Consider the following 19,777-nt stretch of genomic DNA (forward strand, 5'->3'; position numbering starts at 1 on the left):
CCGGCCCCGCACGACAAAGGGCCGCCGGAAAGTGTTCAAATGTGGAATCACCCTGAAAGACACGATCACCATAAGCCGACCATCATAAGGATTTTGGTTTTTCAATACGTTGGTGAGCGGTTTATGTCTAGAGAGTCCGGGTGATGGAACTAGACGAGGTGTTTCCGCAGCCCCCCTCTCTCTACATATTAGAAACTGCTCACAATGTTGAAACTCCTGTTTACGATCACTTTTAATTTAGACTAGATTTCCTTTCTTCGTACCTGTTCTGTAACGAAGCGGACATCAAAAAACGATCTGCCTGTGTTGAACAGGCAGATCGCCTACAATCTCTTACTCAAATTCGATCAGTAGGTCTCCAACATGAATAGCTTCATTATTCTCCACATAAATATCTTTAATTACACCATCAAATGGGGCCTGAACAGTCGTTTCCATCTTCATGGCTTCCGTAATCATCAGATGATCACCTTTTTTCACCTTTTCACCTTGAGCAGAAATGACTTTAATAACGGTCCCCGGCATAGTGGCTCCGATATGTTTTGTATTTGATTTATCCGCTTTAGGACGCTGTTGAACAGTGGCTTTTACATTTTCGTCTCGCACCACTACTTCACGCGGTTGACCATTCAACTCAAAATAAACGGTCCTTGTGCCATCTACTTGCGCTTCACCTATTGAAACCATTTTTACAATAAGCGTTTTCCCTTGTTCTATTTCCACTTCAATTTCTTCACCGAGACGCATTCCATAGAAAAACGTTGGTGTATCCAGTACGGACATATCTCCATATTGCTCTGTGAATTTCTGATAATCCATAAAAACTTTTGGATAAAGTGCATAGCTAATCATATCAAAACTGGTGACTTGACGATCCAGTGAATGAAATAATGTCTCTTTCAAATTATTAAAATCTACTGGATCCATAAGCTCACCCGGCCGAACCTCAAGGGGCTCCCTACCTTTAAGAACAGTACGCTGCAACTCTGCCGGAAATCCTCCGTAGGGCTGACCAAGATAACCTTGGAAAAACTCTACAACACTATCTGGAAAATCGAGAGAATCACCACGTTCATAAACGTCATCTTCGTTTAACCCGTTTTGAACCATGTAAAGCGCCATGTCTCCAACGACTTTTGAAGAGGGGGTCACTTTTACAATATCACCGAACATGTCATTCACACGACGGTACATTTTTTTCACTTCATCCCAGCGGGGACTTAACCCTACTGCTTTAGCCTGCTGCTGAAGGTTACTGTACTGCCCCCCAGGCATTTCATGTTCGTACACCTCTGTATGAGGGGCCATCATGCCGCTTTCGAAATCAGCATAATATTTTCTCGTATCCTCCCAGTAGTGCCCAAGCTGTTCGTACGACTGGATATCTACGTCAGGCTTCCTTTCACTTCCTTCAAGTGCATAGTACAGGCTGTTTGCACTTGGCTGTGAGGTTAAACCAGCCATTGGACCTGCAGCTACATCCACCACATCCACTCCTGCTTCTACGGCTCTAGCATAGGTAAAGATGCCATTTCCACTTGTATCGTGTGTATGCAGATGAATCGGGATATCGATCGTTTCTTTAAGCGTGCTGATTAGCTGGTAAGCTGCTTCAGGTTTTAAAAGTCCAGCCATATCTTTAATCCCCAAAATATGTGCACCCGCATCCTGTAACTCTTTCGCTACTTTCTTATAATATTCCAAATCGTATTTAGGTCTTGCAGAATCCAGAATATCCCCGGTATAACACACAGCCGCTTCCGCAACCTTATTGTTCTGGCGTACAGCATCAATGGTCAGCTTCATGCCCTCCACCCAGTTAAGACTGTCAAATATCCGGAACACATCAATACCAGCATTGGCACTTTTCTCAACAAATTCACGAATGAGATTATCCGGGTAATTTTTGTAACCAACAGCATTAGAAGAACGCAGCAGCATTTGGAAAAGGACATTAGGTGCTTTTTCTCTTAATTTAAGCAATCGCTCCCATGGGTCTTCCTTCAAGAAACGATAGGATACATCAAACGTAGCCCCGCCCCACATTTCCAGTGAGAACAACTGGGGTAGCAGCCGGGCAGTTGGTTCCGCGATATTTTCTAAATCTTTCGTTCGTACCCTTGTCGCAAGAAGAGACTGATGAGCATCACGGAAAGTCGTATCCGTTAATAACACTTCCGGACGCTCCTTCAGCCATTCTGCTAAACCTTCCGGCCCTCTTTCATCCAAAATCTGCTTCGTACCCTCTGGCATAGATTCAGAGTATTTGAGGTTTGGTACTCTTGGATTATGAAAGGTTGGTTTCTTCCGGTTTCCGTATCCCTCAAATCCATTGATGGTTCGATCAGCTATATAGGAAAGCATTTTAGTTCCGCGGTCTTTTCGTTTAGGAAAAACAAACAATTCAGGTGAGCGGTCGATAAACATCGTATTATATTCCCCGTTCAAGAATTGCTTGTGCTGAATCACATTTTCCAGGAAAGGAATATTTGTTTTGATGCCCCGAATCCTGAACTCTTTTAGATTACGTACCATTTTATGCGCAGCCTGGTCAAAATTAAGTGCCCAAGTTGATAATTTAACGAGCAGAGAATCGTAGTAAGGAGAGATGACAGCACCCTGAAATCCATTCCCCGCATCGAGACGTACCCCAAAGCCTCCTCCGGTCCGGTACGCCATAATCTTTCCGGTATCCGGCATGAAATTGTTAAGTGGGTCTTCTGTCGTAACCCGCGATTGAATGGCATATCCATGCGTTCTGATTTCGCCTTGTCGAGGAATCGCAACTTCTGCGCTATGTAAAGTGTGACCCTCAGCTATCAGGATTTGCGTTTGAACAATATCGACTCCCGTAATCATTTCCGTTATGGTATGTTCTACCTGTACTCTTGGATTAACTTCTATAAAATAAAATTCGTCTCCCGTGACTAGAAATTCAACGGTTCCTGCATTGATATAACCTACGTTATCCATAAGCTGAACAGCTGCATGACAGATTTTTTCTCGTACTTGTGCGTTCAAAGAAACGCTCGGTGCCACTTCGACCACTTTCTGGTGACGGCGCTGCACTGAACAATCTCTTTCATAGAGGTGGACGATGTTTCCTTCATGATCTCCAATAATCTGAACTTCAATGTGCTTTGGTTCTTCTATTAGTTTCTCTACATAAACATCATCACTGCCAAACGCTGCTCTAGCTTCAGAGCGAGCACGTTCATAAGACTCTGATAACGTTTCAGCACTCCGTACCACTCTCATTCCTCGGCCACCGCCGCCCATAGCAGCCTTAATCATGAGTGGATATCCATGTTTATCTCCAAATTCCCGAATTTCCTCCAAGTCTTCTACCGGTCCGTCGCTTCCAGGAATAACAGGTATGTCAGCTTTCACGGCCTGATCTCTTGCTTTTACTTTGTCACCGAACATGTTTAAATGGTCACTTGTCGGTCCGATAAAGATAAGGCCTTCTTCCTCACACCTGCGAGCGAAAGCGATATTTTCTGATAGAAAACCGTAACCTGGATGAATGGCATCAACTCCGACACTTTTAGCCACCTCGATAATATTTTCAATATCCAGATAAGCATCAATTGGTTTTTTTCCTTGACCGACTAAATAGGCTTCATCCGCTTTATAAAGGTGATAGGAGCCAGTGTCTTCTTGAGAATAAACCGCTACGGTACGTATATTTAATTCGGTACAAGCCCGAAAAACTCGGATAGCGATTTCTCCGCGGTTTGCTACTAATACTTTATTGATTTTTCTTAGTTCTGCCACGATCTCACTCCTCCATTAGTCCTGTATCGTTTTGTGTTCGTCTGCTCTGGCACTTCGTACTCTTCGTCCTCTTCTTCCTTCGCTTTAACGGTTCGGGCAATATTATTCAAAATTCCGATCGCAAACATGAGAATGATCAAGGAGGAACCTCCGTAGCTTACAAACGGCAGCGTGACTCCTGTAATCGGCAATAGTCCACTCATGGCTCCAAGGTTAATCATGGTCTGGATAGCAACCATCGAAGAAATACCAATGGCGAGCAGCGCACCGAATGCATCACGGCATTTGGAAGAAATGTAAAGTCCTCTTAAAACAATCAGTCCTAGAAGTCCCACAGTAATTGCCACTCCAATAAATCCGAGTTCCTCCGCAATAACGGCCATAATGAAATCGGTATGAGGCTCTGGTAAATAACCCAGTTTCTGCACACCCTGCCCGATCCCCTCACCTGAAAGTCCTCCAGTTCCGATAGCTACGTAAGATTGTATTAGATGATAGCCATCACTATCTGGAGATTCAAAAGGCTGATAAGCTCCTGAGAACCGCTCTAATCGTTCATCTGTTACCATCTGTGACCCGCCTACGACAAGGATGGCGGCTGTTACACCCACTAAAAACAAAATATGTTTTCCACGGATACCAGAGCTCATGATGATTAGGCTTGCAATTAAACCAATAACAGCAGCAGAACCAATATCCGGCTGTCTAATAATCAGCCCCAGGATCACCATGGTTAAAATAAGCGGTGGAACAACGGCTTTTGAAAAATGGGTAATGTATCGCTGTTTCTTTGCAAACACTGAAGAAAGGTAGATAATCAGCCCGACTTTAACAAACTCAGCCGGCTGAAAGTTCATAAAACCTAAGTTATACCAGGACACAGCGTTATTCACTTCATAGCCAAAGAAAAATAAGCCGCCAAGCAATAAAATCATAAGGAGGACAGCGAGCTTCGACAGTCGCTTCCAGTGCCGGTATGGGATTAAAGAAACCGTGATCATCAGAAACAGACCAACCCCAAACCACTGCAGTTGTTTGATAAAAAAGTGGTTACTCGAAACACCAAGCTGAATCGGTCCATAAACCATGCTTGCACTGTAAATCATGAGAGTGCCGAAAGCCACCAGAGCAATAGGGGCAAATAATAAGCTAAAATCATACGTTTTTAAATGTCGAATCATGTTTATTCATCCCTACTTTATATATTTGTTCTCGTTCATCCTGCATAATTCCTTCTTATCTGATATTTCATATCTATATGTATAAGCGTAAAGCTCATTTCTACAAAAAAAACTCAAATTACAACAGCACTTGTCGCAATTTGAGCTTGTCCATTCATGATCTTTGAGCAGCCTCATGTAAGACGTTTAGTTGTTGTTCCAAATTATCTAATATTTGTTTACCTTCCTCTTCGCTGATTAAATCCAGCCGGACGGCGAAATGAATTTCGCGTGATAAACCGAACATTTGTGTATCTAAAACTTCCTCATAAAGTGGACACTGAGGCATAGTCAAATTGTCCATCTGTACTTTTATTAATTTTAAAATCTTATCAGCGTCTTCTTTTAGAAGGGCGTAGGCTTTCTCACGATGATCCACAGCCACATCAGACAACATCATTATCCCCTCCCATTTACAGTCATTCTTTTAATAATATTATCGTCTGGGAAGGAAAATTGCAAGATTCAATTAGCTTATCTACTTAAAAAATTGAGAGATCATAACGATTCGACAATAGTTCCAAAAGTCTGAGCCCAACGACACTATTCCCCTTCTCGTCAAGGCTTGGGCCATATACAGCAATACCGCCGAATCCATTAAGAGAAGCTACCACCGAGCCGGACACCCCACTTTTGGCAGGCATTCCTACTTTAATCGCAAATGACCCTGATGCATCATACATACCGCAAGTAACCATAAACGTTTTACAGATTCGTGCAAAGTGTTTAGGAATGATTTGTCGCCCTGAGTCCAAATCTCTTCCTTCGTTGGCAAATAGAGCGCCAATTCTTGCTAGCTGAAGAACATTTACTTCAATTGCACATTGTTTTGTATAAGCATCAAGCGTTTCTTCTACGCTTCCTGTAACAATCTGATGCTGCTTCATATAGAAAAGGAGAGAACGATTTAAGAAGGCCGTTTCAAATTCAGAGGCAGCTACTTCTTCGTTATACCCGATCGTATGATCATCCGTCATTTCATGTACAAAACTGAGAAGACGCCCCACCTTTTCATCTGGCGTATCCCCGTGAATCATATGTGTAACTGAAAGAGCGCCAGCGTTAATCATAGGATTTAAAGGCTTGGAAGGCAGCTGCTCTAAACGATATATTGAATGGAACGGATCTCCTGTCGGCTCCATCCCGACATGATCAAACACATAGTCTTCGCCATTATCCATTAAGGCCAAAGCGAGGGAGATGACCTTCGTTATACTCTGCAGAGTAAAAGTTGCTTCAATTTCCCCGGCGTGGATAGAGCTGCCATCTATATAATGAATCGCAACAGCCAGTTCTTCTGGATTCTGTCTGGACAATGCAGGAATATAATCAGCCACCTGCCCATCATAGGCATACGGCCTGACGTTCTCTAACCATTCTTCAAGAATTTCTGTGGTGATTTCTTTATTCATTATTAAAGACCTCCTTTTAATGAAATCGACTTCATTTTTTGCTATGATTTGGATGGATGATTTTTAAATGAAAGGTGGCTGCATCCATGATTGTTCAAATACAAGGAAATGTTAAATTTCCAATCACGCTAGATCCTACAGTTTGGATATTTGATGACCGTAAAATGACGTTCGATCAAGTATTTCACCCTGAGAAAGCAAAAGCCGAAGAGGAAGAAGAAGATGAAATAAAGAGAAAGTCTTTACGATTCACCAGGGAAGTTTACCAGCAGAAACTGAACCCTCCCGTTAATAAAAGCATACGCCGTCAGGAAAAAGAACAAATTTTAAAAGGTACATTTCTTATGCCACTTAAACCTTTTCTTCATACAAGTGAACCAAACGCAGAAGTGAAGGAAGCGGCCCTTGTGACGGACCAAGGAGAAGAGATTATCTCAGCTGATCAGCTTTCAGAATCAGTCCTTTTATTTGCCGAAGAAGGAAAACCACTTAAAGAAAATGGACCGGTACATCTTTATTTTAATGATGGTTCTAACCGTTCCGATCCCATCAAAGGAATTAAAAAAATAGTTATGAAATAATGAATGGGGCAGCTTTTTCAGCTGTCCTTTTTTGTATAATTTTTCAGTTAAAACACAACCTAGAAATAAAAAAGTGGTGTGCCAATTGAAAAAATTATTATTTGCAGTACTGCTACTGCTCCTCGCAGCATGTCAGCAGAATGACGAAGAATCTCTATTACAAGAGAGACAGGGTAATTCTGAATTTCAATATGTCAGCGATTCAGATCCAGTTAATCGCAAAAGTATGACCAGTCAGCAAATTGCCCGTCGCCTGGCGAATCTTGCTGTTGAAGTCCCTGATGTTCATGATGCTACAGCCATCGTTTTAGGCAATTATGTAGCCGTGGGAGTAGACGTAGACAAAGACTTAGATCGTTCCCGTGTGGGTGTTATAAAATATTCCGTTGCTGAAGCTCTAAAACACGACCCTTATGGTAAACAAGCCCTTGTCATAGCTGACGCTGACGGAGTAGAACGCCTGCGCGGCCTTGGCAAGAAAATGGCTCAGGGGCATCCGGTGGAAGCGGTGACCGATGAACTCAGCCAGATCGTCGCTCGCTACATGCCGGAAGGACCAGCTAATGATACTCCGCCTTCTAATCCAAACCAGGAGTCAATCCCTAAAAAGGAAAATAAGAAACTGGATCAAATTGAAAAAGAGCAATCCAGGGAGCAGTGACAGAAAAACAGCTAAATCCTTTAAGGATTTAGCTGTTACTTTTTTCTAAGATTTCTCTCTCTTTCTCTGTCAGTTCATTATAGTATTGAACACCAAACTGAGAACCCTCAGACACCATCTTGGAATTATCATGGTCTGCTGTTTCTTCAGGTCTTCCAGCTTCTTCAACTGGGAGATCATCTTTTTGACCGAAATTGCTTTTTACTGATTTAGCCTTGTCTACGACTTGCTTTCGATTATCTTCGTCTTTCATGAAGTAAGCAATCGCACCTCCGGCTACGGCTCCTACTGCGGTATAAATCCAACGTTTTTTCACAATAACCATCCTTTCTACTACTTGTATTTAACCTTTCCCCTCCATGTAAAACTCAAACATGAAAACGGATAAAATTACACTTATATCCATCATGTATGTTATGATGGACACACAGATAGATAGTATTGAGGTGAGAATTGTGCGTGTACAATGCGTTATTTGCGACAACATTGAGAAAATTGACAGTTACTGCCTGCAAGCCAAACGATTGAGAAATAGACGGATTCACACTTATATGTGCCAGACCTGCCACGACCGTATTGAAGAAAACACAAAAAAGCGTCTGGCTACCGGTCAATTCCGCTTCAATCGTGAACGAAAAAAAGAAAATCATTTACCATAGTTGATATGTAATCATAAAAAAGGAAGGCTCCTCATCTACGGGGAGCCTTCCTTTTTAGGATTGTTTCTCTTTTCGTTCTCGGTGCAGACGCAGCCTGTAAACACCCATAATTACAGCGGCTACCATCAGACTTTCTGGCAGTGGCAGGTTCAAGCCTAAAATCAATGTCAACAGAAAGGTTCCAATTATTAGTACCGCATAAACTACTACCGTTTTCATAAGGGGCAGTTTTCTGGCAAAACCCAGTTTAAATGTAATAATAGCCAGAATTACAGTGGTTAAGTATAAAAGCAGAAAGGAACGAAATAACATCCCTACTTCCGATTCATCATTCATATTTACTTCATTGCCGAGGCCCTGAAAAAAGAAATCAGCGATCGGCCATAAATCACTAGGCACGGTCAATGTTGTGTTATCTGCCATGATGTTCCTCCTCGTATTCTCCTCTATTCTGTATTTTATGATACTAGATACGATCTAAAGAAGCTACCCATTCAACAATTTTCATTTTTTGGACAAATCCTTTATAATAGCTTTTGAATAGGGGTGAACTTGTTGAAGAACTTTCAAATGAATATGGCTGTATTAGCCTTCTTCGTCATACTATCATTTATTTCTGTAGGTTTTGCCATTGGCCAGGAAAATTTCTGGCTCGCCGGCTTCTTCTTTATACTCGGTTTTATGATTATGAGTTTCGGTTTACGATTGAAAAGAAAATTGAATGCATAAGAAAAGCGACCCTTTTTAGTGGTCGCTTTCTTTTGATTTAAGCTGGACATAATCGTCAATAATTTCATCGTATATATTGGAACGACAGGCTAGTACGGTGGTTGAATTTAAAAGATCAAGCTCGCTCTTATCCGCTCGTGTAACCACCCCGCCTACTTCCTCTACCATAATGGCACCAGCCGCATAATCCCACGGCATCAGGGTCATGGTCAAATAACCATCCACTATGCCTTCAGCTACAAAGGCTAACTCGAGAGCAGCTGAACCATACGAGCGTGTACTCCGGATGGTCTTAACTAATTCCTGAATGCTTTCATGGTCCACGTGTGGATTTTCAGGAATAAGCCACGTTGTATTTAATGTAAGAATGGATTCTTTGAGTGGTCTTGAATCGTTTAGATTAGGCAGCTGTTTTTCGTTTTTGAAGACTCCTTGTCCTCTTTTAACTGAATACAGCACGTCCTCCATAACGTTATAAATCAGACCAATCTCTCCAACGCCATCTTCATATATACCGATCGAAATCGCAAAATTTCTTTTTTGATGAACAAAGTTCATCGTTCCGTCTATGGGATCGACAATCCAGATGGTACCTTTTAGATCTTCCAGAGAATCCCCAAAACCTTCCTCACCCAACAGCAAATGGTCAGGATAACTTCCATTGATTTTATCGGCAAAAAATTGTTCTGTCTGCTGATCCATTTCCGTCACTAAGTCATTAGGATTCGACTTCGTCTGAATGGATCGTGGAGCATCGATATGGTCTCGAATATGGGACCCTGCTTCCAAGATCCATTGTCTCGCCTGCTCAAAGAGCTCTTCTTTTTTTTCTATATCCATGTTCTCATACTCCTTTACATCAGATGGTTTCTATCATATCAAACCCCGCAGGTTCATTTCACATATTTAAATCTAAAACATAAATTAAATTCCACGTTGAGCATCACAGATAAGCTTCCGTTACTTGAAAACTTGATGTCGAGATAACTCCGGTCCGTTGCAAAAAAGAATGAGGGCAGCTTCGGAAACAACTCGCTTTCCTTCGCCATCCAAACGATATCTAGTGAACGGACCCTGCTATAGAAGAAAAGACTCTAGCTGAGTCTGCCTTAAATGCTTATATAACAGGGTTCCTACGCTTTAACAAACGTAAAAATCAACATAGATGACCGATGAACATGACAGGTGAGGCCCCCGGAAGGCGCCATCCTGAGGAGACTCAACGCATATAAGAAGTTCGACTAAGACCGCCACGTCGTGTGGCAACGTCGAACGACCCTGCATCGTGCAGGGCCGGAAAGCGAAATATTAAAAATCATGTTTACAGGAAAAAATCAAAAAAAACAAGCAACTTTATTGTTGCTCGTTAATTGATAGACCATTCAATAAGCTGTTTACGAAGTTCTGCGAGCCTGTTTTTACTTTTCTTTATCTGGGCTTCATCCTCCGCTATCATTGCATCATGCAATGTAACCAATTCGTAATCAATCTCCAAACGGATCACCGGGAGCTTTTCTTCAGCTTCTCTTTTACGCAGCGCTTCCATGACATGTTTCATTGCCAATCCCCTCCCTTTCAAATCCTTACTGTATATATATGTGGCAATTGCTTGAGAAGTTTCAATTAGATTACTTATATGTAACCCATTTTTTGAAAATTCAAACCCTTGAAACAGATTGCTTAGTAAAGATTTTAACGTGTGGTAAAATAAGTACGATTGTTTACCTAGGAGTTGATTGAATGACTAATTTTAAGGGATTTACTCAAAGAGATTTTGATGTTTTCACCATTCCGGGACTTGAAAACCGTATGGAAGCTTTAAAGGAGAATATTTCTCCCAAGCTTGAAGCAATTGCCTCCGAACTAGCTCCCGATGTAACAGCGATGACCGGGGATGAGATGTTTGTACATGTAGCCCGTCATGCGAGGCGGAAAACGAATCCTCCAAATGATACATGGGCTGCTATAGCTTCGAACAAGCGAGGCTATAAAAAACTTCCCCATTTCCAAATAGGCTTATGGGAAACACACGTATTTATCTGGTTTGCCGTGATATATGAAAGTCCTATTAAAGAAAATTATGCCGATACGTTACAATCTCATAAAAAAGAGATTTTGAACCATATTCCTGAGCATTTTGTCTGGTCTGGGGACCATACCAAGCCTGAAGCCATCTCTCACGCTGACGTGGACTCTGACAAATTTGATGCCATCACTGACAGACTAAAAAATGTTAAGAAAGCAGAAATTCTGTGTGGGCAGCAAATCGAGCGGAATGATTCCAGACTTAAGGATCCTGAAGGTTTTATAAACCTCTGCAGAGATACGTTCCAGACTCTCGAACCATTGTATCGCTATACCAAAAAGCTTGATTAGAAAAGCAGCCGCAAATTAATTTGCGGCTGCTTTAAATTTCATTTCATTTTTATTTTGTCTCCTGCTGCTGATTCCTTCGCTTTTTTAACTGTACGATAACACGAATATCCTGATTCTTTCTCAAACTGGCCACAAAGTTTTTTTTCTTCACTTTTAGACGGGACAATTTGCTTAAAGCGCGTGTACGCTAAGAGGAGGTCGTCACGGTTTACTTGTTTTTCGTACGCCTGTTCGACCATTGAATAAAAGTTTACAACATCGATAATTTCTTCTTTCGTCCAGTATATTTCATCAATTGGATAATGATAGCTCATTCTAGCCCTCCTTATGTACCTACTTCCATTTATTGCGTATATCTTCGGCCTCTTGAATAATCCGCCGAAACAGTTCCTCAACTGAGGGGACATCTGTGATGCTGGAAGCAATCTGTCCTGCCCAGGCGAATCCCTCTTCTACTTCACCTTCATAAATGTATCTCTTATTTGCTTCGCCGCCGATATAATTTTTTAAACCTTCATAACCCCGATCCTCGGATTCGAGCTTCAATATTTCATCCGTCCAAGGGTTTTTCAATGCTCGTGCAGGTGCCTTTAAGCTTCTTTTTATAACGGTAGTAGATGTTTCCGTTGCATCAATCAATGCTTGTTTGTAAGCGGCATGGGCGTGGTGGCATTCTTTTGTGGCTATAAATCTTGTTCCCATTTCAATACCTTCGGCTCCTAGTGCTAACGCTGCCATAAGTCCCCGACCGTCCCCAATACCGCCCGAAGCAATCACAGGTATGGACACCGCATCTACAACACGCGGCGTCAAAACAAATGTCCCCACGTCATCTCTTCCTATGTGGCCGCCTCCTTCCTGACCCACAACCATAACGGCATCTGCGCCCAATTCTTCAGCTTTCTCTGCCTGGCGTCTGGCAGCCACAAGTACGAGGGTCTTAATACCTTTCCCTTTCACCAAGTCCAATACCGGCTTAGGATTGCCTCCTGTAACCGAAATCGCCGGGACTTTTTCCTCTACAGCTACAGCGACCATATCTTCAAATGGTCTTCGTTGTTGACCAATAGCAAAATTTACACCAAACGGCTTCCCTGTTAAGGTCCGTAATCGCTTAATCTCCGCGCGCAGTTCTTCCGGGCTATTCATGCTCATCGCTGTTATCTGACCGAGACCTCCTGCGTTGGAAACGGCAGCTGCCAGCTCCGCGTATGCGAGATAGGCCAGTCCCCCCTGGATAATAGGATAGGTAATCCCTAATTTCTCTGTCACTTGGGTTTTCCAGTTCATGGCTTCTCCTCCTTTTAAGAACAGTTTACCACGAGGTCTACCATGAAGCACGAGCCTGGTTTTTTTACTAGCAAAGACAAGGGTACTTTGCTATAATTCACATGCTTTCTATTTATAAAGAGGTGCTTATACGATATGAATCAGAACGAAACTCCTTTATTTACAGGCGTGAAAAACCATGCAGATAAAAAACCAACACAATTTCATATACCCGGCCATAAAGGCGGCAAAGGGATGGATAAAGAATTTCAGCAGTTTATTGGCGAGAATGCCCTTTCCATCGATTTAATCAACATTGAACCTTTGGATGATCTTCATCACCCCCAGGGAATGATCAAGGACGCTCAAAGCCTCGCAGCTGAAGCCTTTGGCGCCGATTATACATTCTTCTCTGTTCAGGGAACTTCCGGAGCTATCATGACGATGATCATGAGCGTCTGTCAACCGGGGGATAAAATTATTGTACCCCGAAATGTGCATAAATCGATCACGACAGCCATCATTTTTTCAGGCGCTAAACCTGTATTTATCCACCCGGAGCTTGATAACAGACTTGGCATTTCTCACGGTATTACACCGGAAGCTGTAGAAAGAGCGTGTACGGCCCATCCCGATGCTAAGGGTGTGCTTGTGATTAACCCGACTTATTTCGGAATCACGGCTGACCTCAGTCATATTGTGGATATCGCTCATTCCTTTGACATTCCTGTACTCGTAGATGAAGCACATGGTGTACACATCCATTTTCATGAGCGGCTTCCGCTTTCAGCGATGCAGGCAGGGGCAGATCTTGCCGCTACAAGTGTTCACAAGCTCGGTGGGTCCCTCACTCAAAGTTCAGTGCTTAATTTGAGAGAAGGTCTTGTATCTCATGAGCGAGTGCAGACAATCATGTCGATGCTCATGACAACATCCACCTCTTATATTCTGTTAGCTTCTCTTGACACAGCGAGGCGTCATTTGGCCATGAATGGTCATGAACTTATGGAGAGCTGTATAAAGCTTGCTGATAATGCGCGAAAAAGTCTTAATCAAATTCCATCTATCTATTGTCCAGGAGACGAAATTTTAGCTAGTGATGCCACCCACGATTATGACCCTACAAAGCTTATTATCTCAGTTAAAAATTTGGGTATCTCCGGGTATGATGTGGAAGTATGGTTAAGAGAAAACTACTCCATAGAAGTCGAGCTTTCAGACCTGTACAATATCTTATGTATTATCACTCCTGGAGACAGAGAAGAGGATGTTGAACGGCTGATTGAAGCCTTAACAGACCTTTCTGAGCAATCCTCAGGAACAGTCGAAACAAAAGAAATAGTCGTAAAAGTGCCTGACATTCCGGTGCTTTCACTCTCACCCCGTGAAGCATTTTATGCTTCGACGGAAGTATTGCCCCTGCGTGATGCTGTAGGACGAATCAGTGCAGAATTTGTAATGGTTTATCCGCCAGGTATTCCAATTTTTATACCCGGGGAAATCATCACGTCAGATAACATTGCTTATATACATGAAAATATTCAAGCAGGTCTTCCAGTACAAGGGCCCGAGGACTCAACACTTGAAACCATTCACGTCATTACCGAACAAAAAGCCTTCAAATAATAAGAAAGCCCGCTGCCAGAAAGGCAGCGGGCTTTTTGCATCTTCTATTTTTCCGTTGTATGGCACGTAGGACATGTGCTGTAAAGGGTCGATACCTTTTCATTTTCGTAGTGTTCAATCACTTTCTGACAGTCTTGACAAACGATTGTACCCATTAACATCCACTCCTTATGATTTGTAATCGCTTTCAATGTACATTCATTTTAATATGGCACAATCTAAAAATCAAGCCCAAAAGTATAACATTTTTTAAAATGTGCCACACTAATGAGTTATACTCATTTCATATTATGTTTTTGAGGTCCAAAATAGTCCATTAAAAAAAGGATGATCGAGTAATCACCCTTTATTTCTATGGAATATTATTCCGGTGTCTTTATGAGAGCTGGATCAAGCAGGTCATAGCCTTTGCTGCGAAGTCCCTTCACAATGTCCTCAAGGGCATCGTTTGTCCATTCACGATCATGCATAAGCAGGTTGGCACCATTTCCAAGTAAGTCCGTATTTACCATAATATCCGCCAGGTTATCAGCATCCATGTATTCTTCATTCCAATCATACCCATAAGTCCAATTCATAAGCAGCATGTTCTCTTCAGCAGCTAACTGTTCGGAGTAATCCGTGTTTTGCCCAAAAGGTGCACGGAAGAATTTTGGACGTTCACCAATGATTTCTTCGATTTTATCATTTAACCCCACGATCTCTTCTTTTTGTTCTTCTTGCGATAAGTCAGGTAAAGAAGCATGGGTCATGGTATGGTTGCCGATAGGGAAGCCTAGTTCATGAATTTTTCTAAGTTTTTCTTTGCCTTCTTCTGAATCAATAAAGTGGCCGTTTACAAAGAATATAGCTGGAGCATCTGCTGCTTTTAAAGTTTTCGCCATTTCCACTCCATGCTCATCAGGAGCATCATCTATCGTTAGAAGAGCTACTTTAGGCTCAGCATCATTTATCGGCTCAAATGACCAGTTACCTGTTAACTGATACTGAGCTTCTTTTGGCGCTTCAGGTGACGCTTCGGCAGCCGCTTCTTCTGACTCCTTGTTTTTTTCTGCTTTCTCAGGTTTATTTTCTTTATTTTCTTCCTTTTCTTCCTCAGTTGAATCTTTTTTTTCGTCTGTCTCCTGCGCTGTTTGGTCCTTATTCTTTCCTTGATCTCCTTCGCCGCTATCTTGACCACTCACACCGCCGCAAGCCGATAATACTAGAATCAATAATAAAAATATGCCCAATCTTTTCATAGTAGTCCCTCCACTGTTATGTATTTCCAACTACACTATTATATAAGAAGAATGTGGATTTCGGCTATCGTTATATAGAAATTTAGGTTATAATATTTAATCGTTAACCTTTGGGCAGTTATTAAAAATTTAGGTGGTATGTATGTTTCAAAAATTGAAGCGTTTTAAAATTCTAGGTGGACGTACTTTAAAAACGGGGATTTCTGTATTTTTAACCGCACTAATTTGTGGTTTTTTTAATTTGCCTATCGTTTTTGCCGTCATAACAGCCATTGTTACAGTTGAGCATACGGCTGCAGATTCGATTAAAAAAGCGATGGTACGCTTCCCAGCCTCTGCTATTGGGGCTTTGTTAGCGACCGTGTTTTACAGTTTTCTAGGTAAGGGAGCTTTAACCTTCGCTCTGGTAGCCATGCTGACCATAGCGGTCTGCCATAAATTAAAACTGGATGATGGAATTATTGTGGCCACTATTACAGCCACTGCTATGATTCCTGAATTTCAAGACCATCATATTGTTTCGTTTTTCAGCAGATTGGGTACTACTTCAATTGGCATCGTTCTTTCGACCCTTGTAAACTTTTTCCTTTTACCACCTAACTATTCCCCCATGATTTACAAAAATATTAATGATTTGTATAATCAGGCTGGTGTCCTGCTCCAGCGAATAATATCAAGCATTACTGCAGATTCTAAAGAGAAAAATCGTGGGATCCAAAAATCCTATCGTCAGTTAACTGCCCATTTGGAAAGAACATATCAGCTGTCTCAATTTCAAAGAGAAGAGTGGAAATATCACAGACATACGAAAGAAGAAATGTTAGCCTTTCAATTTTCTCAGAAGAAGCTCAGAACTTTTCAACAAATCGCTTATCATCTGGGAAACCTTCAGTATGTCAATACAAAGGCTGCAGATTTTACGGAGGCTGAAATCGATTTGCTTGAGAATCTGACTGAGAATTATGTTAAAGTTCTGCAAGACCCCACTCATACTATTAGCGAAGATCAGTTTACAAGGGTCGAAAGGCTGGACCAAGTCTTTTGGAAATGGAAAGAAGAGCATGTGCAAAGGGACTCTAAGTACAGACATCATCTGCCGCAGCAAACGATTCTCATTTATGAACTATTATGTTTTCATGATGTACTGGAAGAACTTCAAAACATGTCTCATAAGCAGCAGAAATTAGTCCATGACTGCTATGGACAGTAACATTTGTTTTCCAAATCACTCTAGAAATAAAGTAAGAAGGGATGATCAACGTGAAACAGGTTTCGAAAGTATTTTATATATCAGTAGTCGTAGCATTTCTATTTATCGCCTGGGGAATAATCCCTGATACTGTGCTGCCTACTTGGAACTTGACTAATGTAACTGGACAAATTCAAGGGTTTTTAACGGACAAATTCGGATGGTTCTATCTATTATCAGCTACCGGATTTGTTATATTCGCCATTTATTTAGTCTTTTCTAAATTCGGTAAGTTAAAACTAGGAAAGCCTGATGATGAGCCTGAATATCCTTATATCACTTGGTTCGCTATGTTGTTCAGTGCGGGTATGGGTATTGGACTTGTATTCTGGGGAGCAGCGGAACCACTTTCCCACTTCCACACTCCACCTGTTGTTGGACAGGAGCCTGCAACGGAAGAAGCCGCACAATCAGCTATGAAATACAGCTTTTTCCACTGGGGCTTACATCCATGGGCATTTTACGCTGTGATTGCTCTGGCACTTGCGTATTTCAAGTTCAGAAAAGATGCGCCAGGCGTGATCAGTGCTACTTTAGTTCCTTTATTAGGAGAGAAACGAGTAAAAGGTCCGCTTGGAACATTAATTGACTTTATTGCGGTATTTGCAACAATTTTTGGTGTAGCCACTTCCCTTGGACTTGGTGCCCTGCAGATTTCAAGTGGACTAGCCTTTTCGTTTGAAGGACTTGAAGATACATTCACTCTGCAATTAATTATTATTCTCGCGGTAACCGTTCTGTTTATGGTCTCAGCCATGACCGGTTTAAATAAAGGAATTAAGTATTTGAGTAATACCAACATTGTACTGGCCCTGTTGCTTATGCTCTTTACATTGTTCGCTGGACCTACGAACTTTATTATGGATTTCTTTACGACTACGTTCGGTTCGTATGTACGTGACCTTCCGTATATGAGCTTCCGTCTGACACCATTCGCAGAAGACAGTACATGGGTAAAAGACTGGACGATATTCTACTGGGCTTGGTGGCTTTCCTGGGCTCCATTCGTAGGAACCTTTATTGCCCGTGTTTCTAAAGGACGTACAATCCGTGAATTTATTCTAGGTGTACTTCTAGTACCAACTGTTTTCGGTGCTCTGTGGTTCTCTGTATTTGGCGGAACTGCCATTTCTCTAGAGTATTTCAATGGAGTTAACATCATTTCTGATGTGAACGAACTTGGTAACGAAGTGGCTCTATTCTCTATGCTTGAGCACATTCCTCTGGGCGGTGTGATGTCCCTAATTGGTCTTCTATTAATCAGTACATTCTTTATAACGTCAGCTGACTCAGCTACTTTCGTTCTTGGAATGCAGACGACCAATGGCAGCCTGAACCCTAAAAACCAAGTGAAATTCACCTGGGGTGTTATTCAAGCCGGAGCAGCTGCCGTACTTCTATGGCAAGGCGGATTAAATGCCTTACAGACAGCAGCTATTATTTCAGCTTTCCCTTTTACCATTATCATGATTTTGATCTGCTTCTCGCTTTATAAGACATTTAATGATGATGCAAAAGAAGCTGGACTTAAAAAGAAAAAAACATCTAGCTAACATTAAATTCTACCCTCCTTTATAGGAGCGTTGCCAGACCGTCGAGACTCTCTCGACGGTCTTTTTTTTATCTTCATTTAAAATGAAAAGGAGTACTTTACTATAAAAACCTCTTACTTCGCCTCTTCATTCAAAAACTAAATTAAACCTAATCGCTGATTTTACATACAAGGCTTATTACACTAAAGGACCGATTACTTGAAGACTCAGTTTCGAGATATTGTGTGGAGAAAGGGGCTCCAGGGAACGGCTCGCTTTCCGGCCCTGCACGATGCAGGGTCGTTCGACGTTGCCACACGACGTGGAGCTCTTAGTCGAACTTATTTATATACGTTGAGTCTCCTCAGGCTGGCGCCTTCCGGGGCCTCACCTGTCATGTTCATCCCGCAGGAGTCTTCGCCGTTCTCTTCCGCCCCTTTGCGATTATTGAGAGCACGAAATCTCTGCATTAACGTCTTACAATGAACAAGGTCATCTATGCTGATTTTTACGTTTGTTAAAGCGTAGGAACCCTGTTATATAAGCATTTAAGGAAGACTCAGCTAGAGTCTTTTCTTCTATAGCAGGATCCGTTCACTAGATATCGTTTGGGTGGCGAAGGAAACGACGAGACTCCCACGGGAGAAGGAGCTAGGCTAGACCCCACAAGGAGCGATAGCGACTGAGGAGGCTTGCCAGTTCCCCGTAGGAAAGCGAGTTGTTTCCGTAGCCGCCCTCATTCTTTTTAGCAACGGACCGGAGTTATCTCGAAATTGAGTCTTCAAGTAACGGGAGCTTATCTGTAAACTCCAGACATGGACGTTCGTCTGTTTGCTCTTCCCTATTTCGTGTTACAAAATTGATTATTTATTAACATACGGATTAATGATAAAACACTCGGTTATCATTTCAATGACATCTCCATTACAACGAAAGAATCGTCCTTTTTGTTTGTTACACTTGTCCTGCAGCAGATTAGAAAGGAGTGCAGACAATCCATGACATACAGTAGGATTACTTCATTAATACTCATCATTTTACTAGCAGGCTGCATTCCTCAATCTGACAATGTAGAAGTTTTACAAGCTCATTCTGAATCTTATGCTGTTTATTTATATACGGAGTTGGATAATGACAATCCATCAAATGCCGATAACTATTTAACTGCTCTACTTAATTGGAAAAAGAAACACGAGCGCAAACCTCTTTCATTTAAGCAATCAGAGGCTAATACAGGACAAATTGAAGTTGATGAGGACCAGCTCCCCGCTCTCGTGGTTAAGAAAGACGGGAAGGTCATCGAATTAATCTCCGGAGATTCTGGATCTGAGGATATTATGAATAAATTAGAAAGTTCCATATCTTTAACTAATAAAAACTCCTGAACGGATTCCGCTCAGGAGTTTTTACATTGAATGTGGAATAAAGAAATCATAAAACGGACT

Annotated in this window: 21 protein-coding genes; 9 read left to right on the forward strand and 12 right to left on the reverse strand. The window is 41.9% G+C overall.

The genetic code is table 11. From position 1 onward, the window contains the following. Positions 1 to 333: 333 nt before the first annotated feature. The 4 genes from pyc to glsA all read right to left on the reverse strand — a co-directional run bounded on the left by pyc (position 334) and on the right by glsA (position 6,409). Positions 334 to 3,777: a pyruvate carboxylase gene (gene pyc, locus LCM11_RS17755; RefSeq protein WP_224895618.1), complete on the reverse strand. Its 3,444-nt coding sequence runs from the start codon at positions 3,775 to 3,777 to the stop codon at positions 334 to 336. Then, positions 3,765 to 4,958 (reverse strand): FtsW/RodA/SpoVE family cell cycle protein, encoded by a 1,194-nt coding sequence (locus tag LCM11_RS17760; RefSeq protein WP_224895619.1) that lies wholly within the window; start codon positions 4,956 to 4,958, stop codon positions 3,765 to 3,767. Before LCM11_RS17760 ends, pyc begins: the two co-directional genes overlap by 13 nt. Before the next feature lie 154 nt (positions 4,959 to 5,112). Next, complete coding sequence (locus tag LCM11_RS17765; RefSeq protein WP_041601302.1) at positions 5,113 to 5,394, reverse strand: YlaN family protein; 282 nt, start codon at positions 5,392 to 5,394, stop codon at positions 5,113 to 5,115. Positions 5,395 to 5,479: 85 nt separating this feature from the next. After that, positions 5,480 to 6,409 carry a glutaminase A gene (gene glsA, locus LCM11_RS17770; protein WP_224895620.1) on the reverse strand — a complete coding sequence of 310 codons (930 nt, stop codon included), beginning with the start codon at positions 6,407 to 6,409 and terminating at the stop codon, positions 5,480 to 5,482. Positions 6,410 to 6,495: 86 nt separating this feature from the next. Here glsA and LCM11_RS17775 point away from each other — a divergent pair, with 86 nt between their 5' ends. Both LCM11_RS17775 and LCM11_RS17780 read left to right on the forward strand, forming a co-directional pair. Beyond that, entirely contained in the window at positions 6,496 to 6,990 is a 495-nt protein-coding gene (locus LCM11_RS17775; protein ID WP_224895621.1) for a hypothetical protein, read from the forward strand. A gap of 85 nt (positions 6,991 to 7,075) precedes the next feature. Beyond that, the gene (locus LCM11_RS17780) at positions 7,076 to 7,651 is read left to right on the forward strand and encodes a YhcN/YlaJ family sporulation lipoprotein (protein ID WP_224895622.1); all 576 of its coding nucleotides are present in this window, start codon (positions 7,076 to 7,078) and stop codon (positions 7,649 to 7,651) included. Between the two features lie 28 nt (positions 7,652 to 7,679). Here the strand turns inward: LCM11_RS17780 and LCM11_RS17785 are convergent, their stop codons facing one another. Next, positions 7,680 to 7,967, reverse strand: coding sequence for a hypothetical protein (locus tag LCM11_RS17785; protein ID WP_224895623.1), 288 nt, complete (start codon positions 7,965 to 7,967; stop codon positions 7,680 to 7,682). A 139-nt stretch (positions 7,968 to 8,106) separates the two neighbouring features. Between LCM11_RS17785 and LCM11_RS17790 the strand changes: the two genes are divergently transcribed. Continuing rightward, on the forward strand, positions 8,107 to 8,310 hold the full coding sequence (locus LCM11_RS17790) for a YlaI family protein (RefSeq protein ID WP_224895624.1): 204 nt from the start codon (positions 8,107 to 8,109) through the stop codon (positions 8,308 to 8,310). A gap of 54 nt (positions 8,311 to 8,364) precedes the next feature. Here the strand turns inward: LCM11_RS17790 and LCM11_RS17795 are convergent, their stop codons facing one another. Further along, the gene (locus LCM11_RS17795; RefSeq protein WP_014643066.1) at positions 8,365 to 8,733 is read right to left on the reverse strand and encodes a YlaH-like family protein; all 369 of its coding nucleotides are present in this window, start codon (positions 8,731 to 8,733) and stop codon (positions 8,365 to 8,367) included. Between the two features lie 123 nt (positions 8,734 to 8,856). Between LCM11_RS17795 and LCM11_RS17800 the strand changes: the two genes are divergently transcribed. Next, complete coding sequence (locus tag LCM11_RS17800; RefSeq protein WP_224895625.1) at positions 8,857 to 9,039, forward strand: DUF5325 family protein; 183 nt, start codon at positions 8,857 to 8,859, stop codon at positions 9,037 to 9,039. A gap of 15 nt (positions 9,040 to 9,054) precedes the next feature. On the opposite strand, the gene LCM11_RS17805 is transcribed toward LCM11_RS17800, so the two are convergent. Both LCM11_RS17805 and LCM11_RS17810 read right to left on the reverse strand, forming a co-directional pair. Then, positions 9,055 to 9,879: an inositol monophosphatase family protein gene (locus LCM11_RS17805; protein WP_224895626.1), complete on the reverse strand. Its 825-nt coding sequence runs from the start codon at positions 9,877 to 9,879 to the stop codon at positions 9,055 to 9,057. A gap of 526 nt (positions 9,880 to 10,405) precedes the next feature. Continuing rightward, positions 10,406 to 10,597, reverse strand: a complete 192-nt coding sequence (locus LCM11_RS17810) for a hypothetical protein (RefSeq protein ID WP_224895627.1) — start codon at positions 10,595 to 10,597, stop codon at positions 10,406 to 10,408. A 182-nt stretch (positions 10,598 to 10,779) separates the two neighbouring features. Between LCM11_RS17810 and LCM11_RS17815 the strand changes: the two genes are divergently transcribed. Next, entirely contained in the window at positions 10,780 to 11,415 is a 636-nt protein-coding gene (locus tag LCM11_RS17815; RefSeq protein WP_224895628.1) for a YktB family protein, read from the forward strand. A 38-nt stretch (positions 11,416 to 11,453) separates the two neighbouring features. Here the strand turns inward: LCM11_RS17815 and LCM11_RS17820 are convergent, their stop codons facing one another. Next, the gene (locus LCM11_RS17820; protein ID WP_224895629.1) at positions 11,454 to 11,729 is read right to left on the reverse strand and encodes a UPF0223 family protein; all 276 of its coding nucleotides are present in this window, start codon (positions 11,727 to 11,729) and stop codon (positions 11,454 to 11,456) included. Positions 11,730 to 11,748: 19 nt separating this feature from the next. Further along, positions 11,749 to 12,705 (reverse strand): NAD(P)H-dependent flavin oxidoreductase, encoded by a 957-nt coding sequence (locus LCM11_RS17825; RefSeq protein WP_224895630.1) that lies wholly within the window; start codon positions 12,703 to 12,705, stop codon positions 11,749 to 11,751. Positions 12,706 to 12,840: 135 nt separating this feature from the next. Between LCM11_RS17825 and LCM11_RS17830 the strand changes: the two genes are divergently transcribed. Continuing rightward, positions 12,841 to 14,310 carry an aminotransferase class I/II-fold pyridoxal phosphate-dependent enzyme gene (locus LCM11_RS17830; RefSeq protein ID WP_224895631.1) on the forward strand — a complete coding sequence of 490 codons (1,470 nt, stop codon included), beginning with the start codon at positions 12,841 to 12,843 and terminating at the stop codon, positions 14,308 to 14,310. 44 nt (positions 14,311 to 14,354) lie between these two features. Here LCM11_RS17830 and LCM11_RS17835 read toward each other — a convergent pair whose 3' ends face one another. Next, positions 14,355 to 14,471: a GapA-binding peptide SR1P gene (locus LCM11_RS17835; RefSeq protein ID WP_412098160.1), complete on the reverse strand. Its 117-nt coding sequence runs from the start codon at positions 14,469 to 14,471 to the stop codon at positions 14,355 to 14,357. A 201-nt stretch (positions 14,472 to 14,672) separates the two neighbouring features. Next, positions 14,673 to 15,551: a polysaccharide deacetylase family protein gene (locus LCM11_RS17840; protein WP_224895632.1), complete on the reverse strand. Its 879-nt coding sequence runs from the start codon at positions 15,549 to 15,551 to the stop codon at positions 14,673 to 14,675. Positions 15,552 to 15,693: 142 nt separating this feature from the next. Here LCM11_RS17840 and LCM11_RS17845 point away from each other — a divergent pair, with 142 nt between their 5' ends. From LCM11_RS17845 to LCM11_RS17855, 3 genes are all read left to right on the forward strand, one after another. Then, the gene (locus tag LCM11_RS17845; protein ID WP_224895633.1) at positions 15,694 to 16,761 is read left to right on the forward strand and encodes an FUSC family protein; all 1,068 of its coding nucleotides are present in this window, start codon (positions 15,694 to 15,696) and stop codon (positions 16,759 to 16,761) included. A gap of 50 nt (positions 16,762 to 16,811) precedes the next feature. Then, on the forward strand, positions 16,812 to 18,353 hold the full coding sequence (locus LCM11_RS17850) for a BCCT family transporter (protein WP_224895634.1): 1,542 nt from the start codon (positions 16,812 to 16,814) through the stop codon (positions 18,351 to 18,353). Between the two features lie 977 nt (positions 18,354 to 19,330). Further along, positions 19,331 to 19,717 (forward strand): hypothetical protein, encoded by a 387-nt coding sequence (locus LCM11_RS17855; protein WP_224895635.1) that lies wholly within the window; start codon positions 19,331 to 19,333, stop codon positions 19,715 to 19,717. The last annotated feature ends 60 nt before the right edge of the window (positions 19,718 to 19,777 follow it).

Source organism: Halobacillus halophilus (genome assembly GCF_020171985.1).
In the GTDB taxonomy this organism is placed as follows: Bacteria; Bacillota; Bacilli; order Bacillales; family Halobacillaceae; genus Halobacillus; species Halobacillus halophilus_A.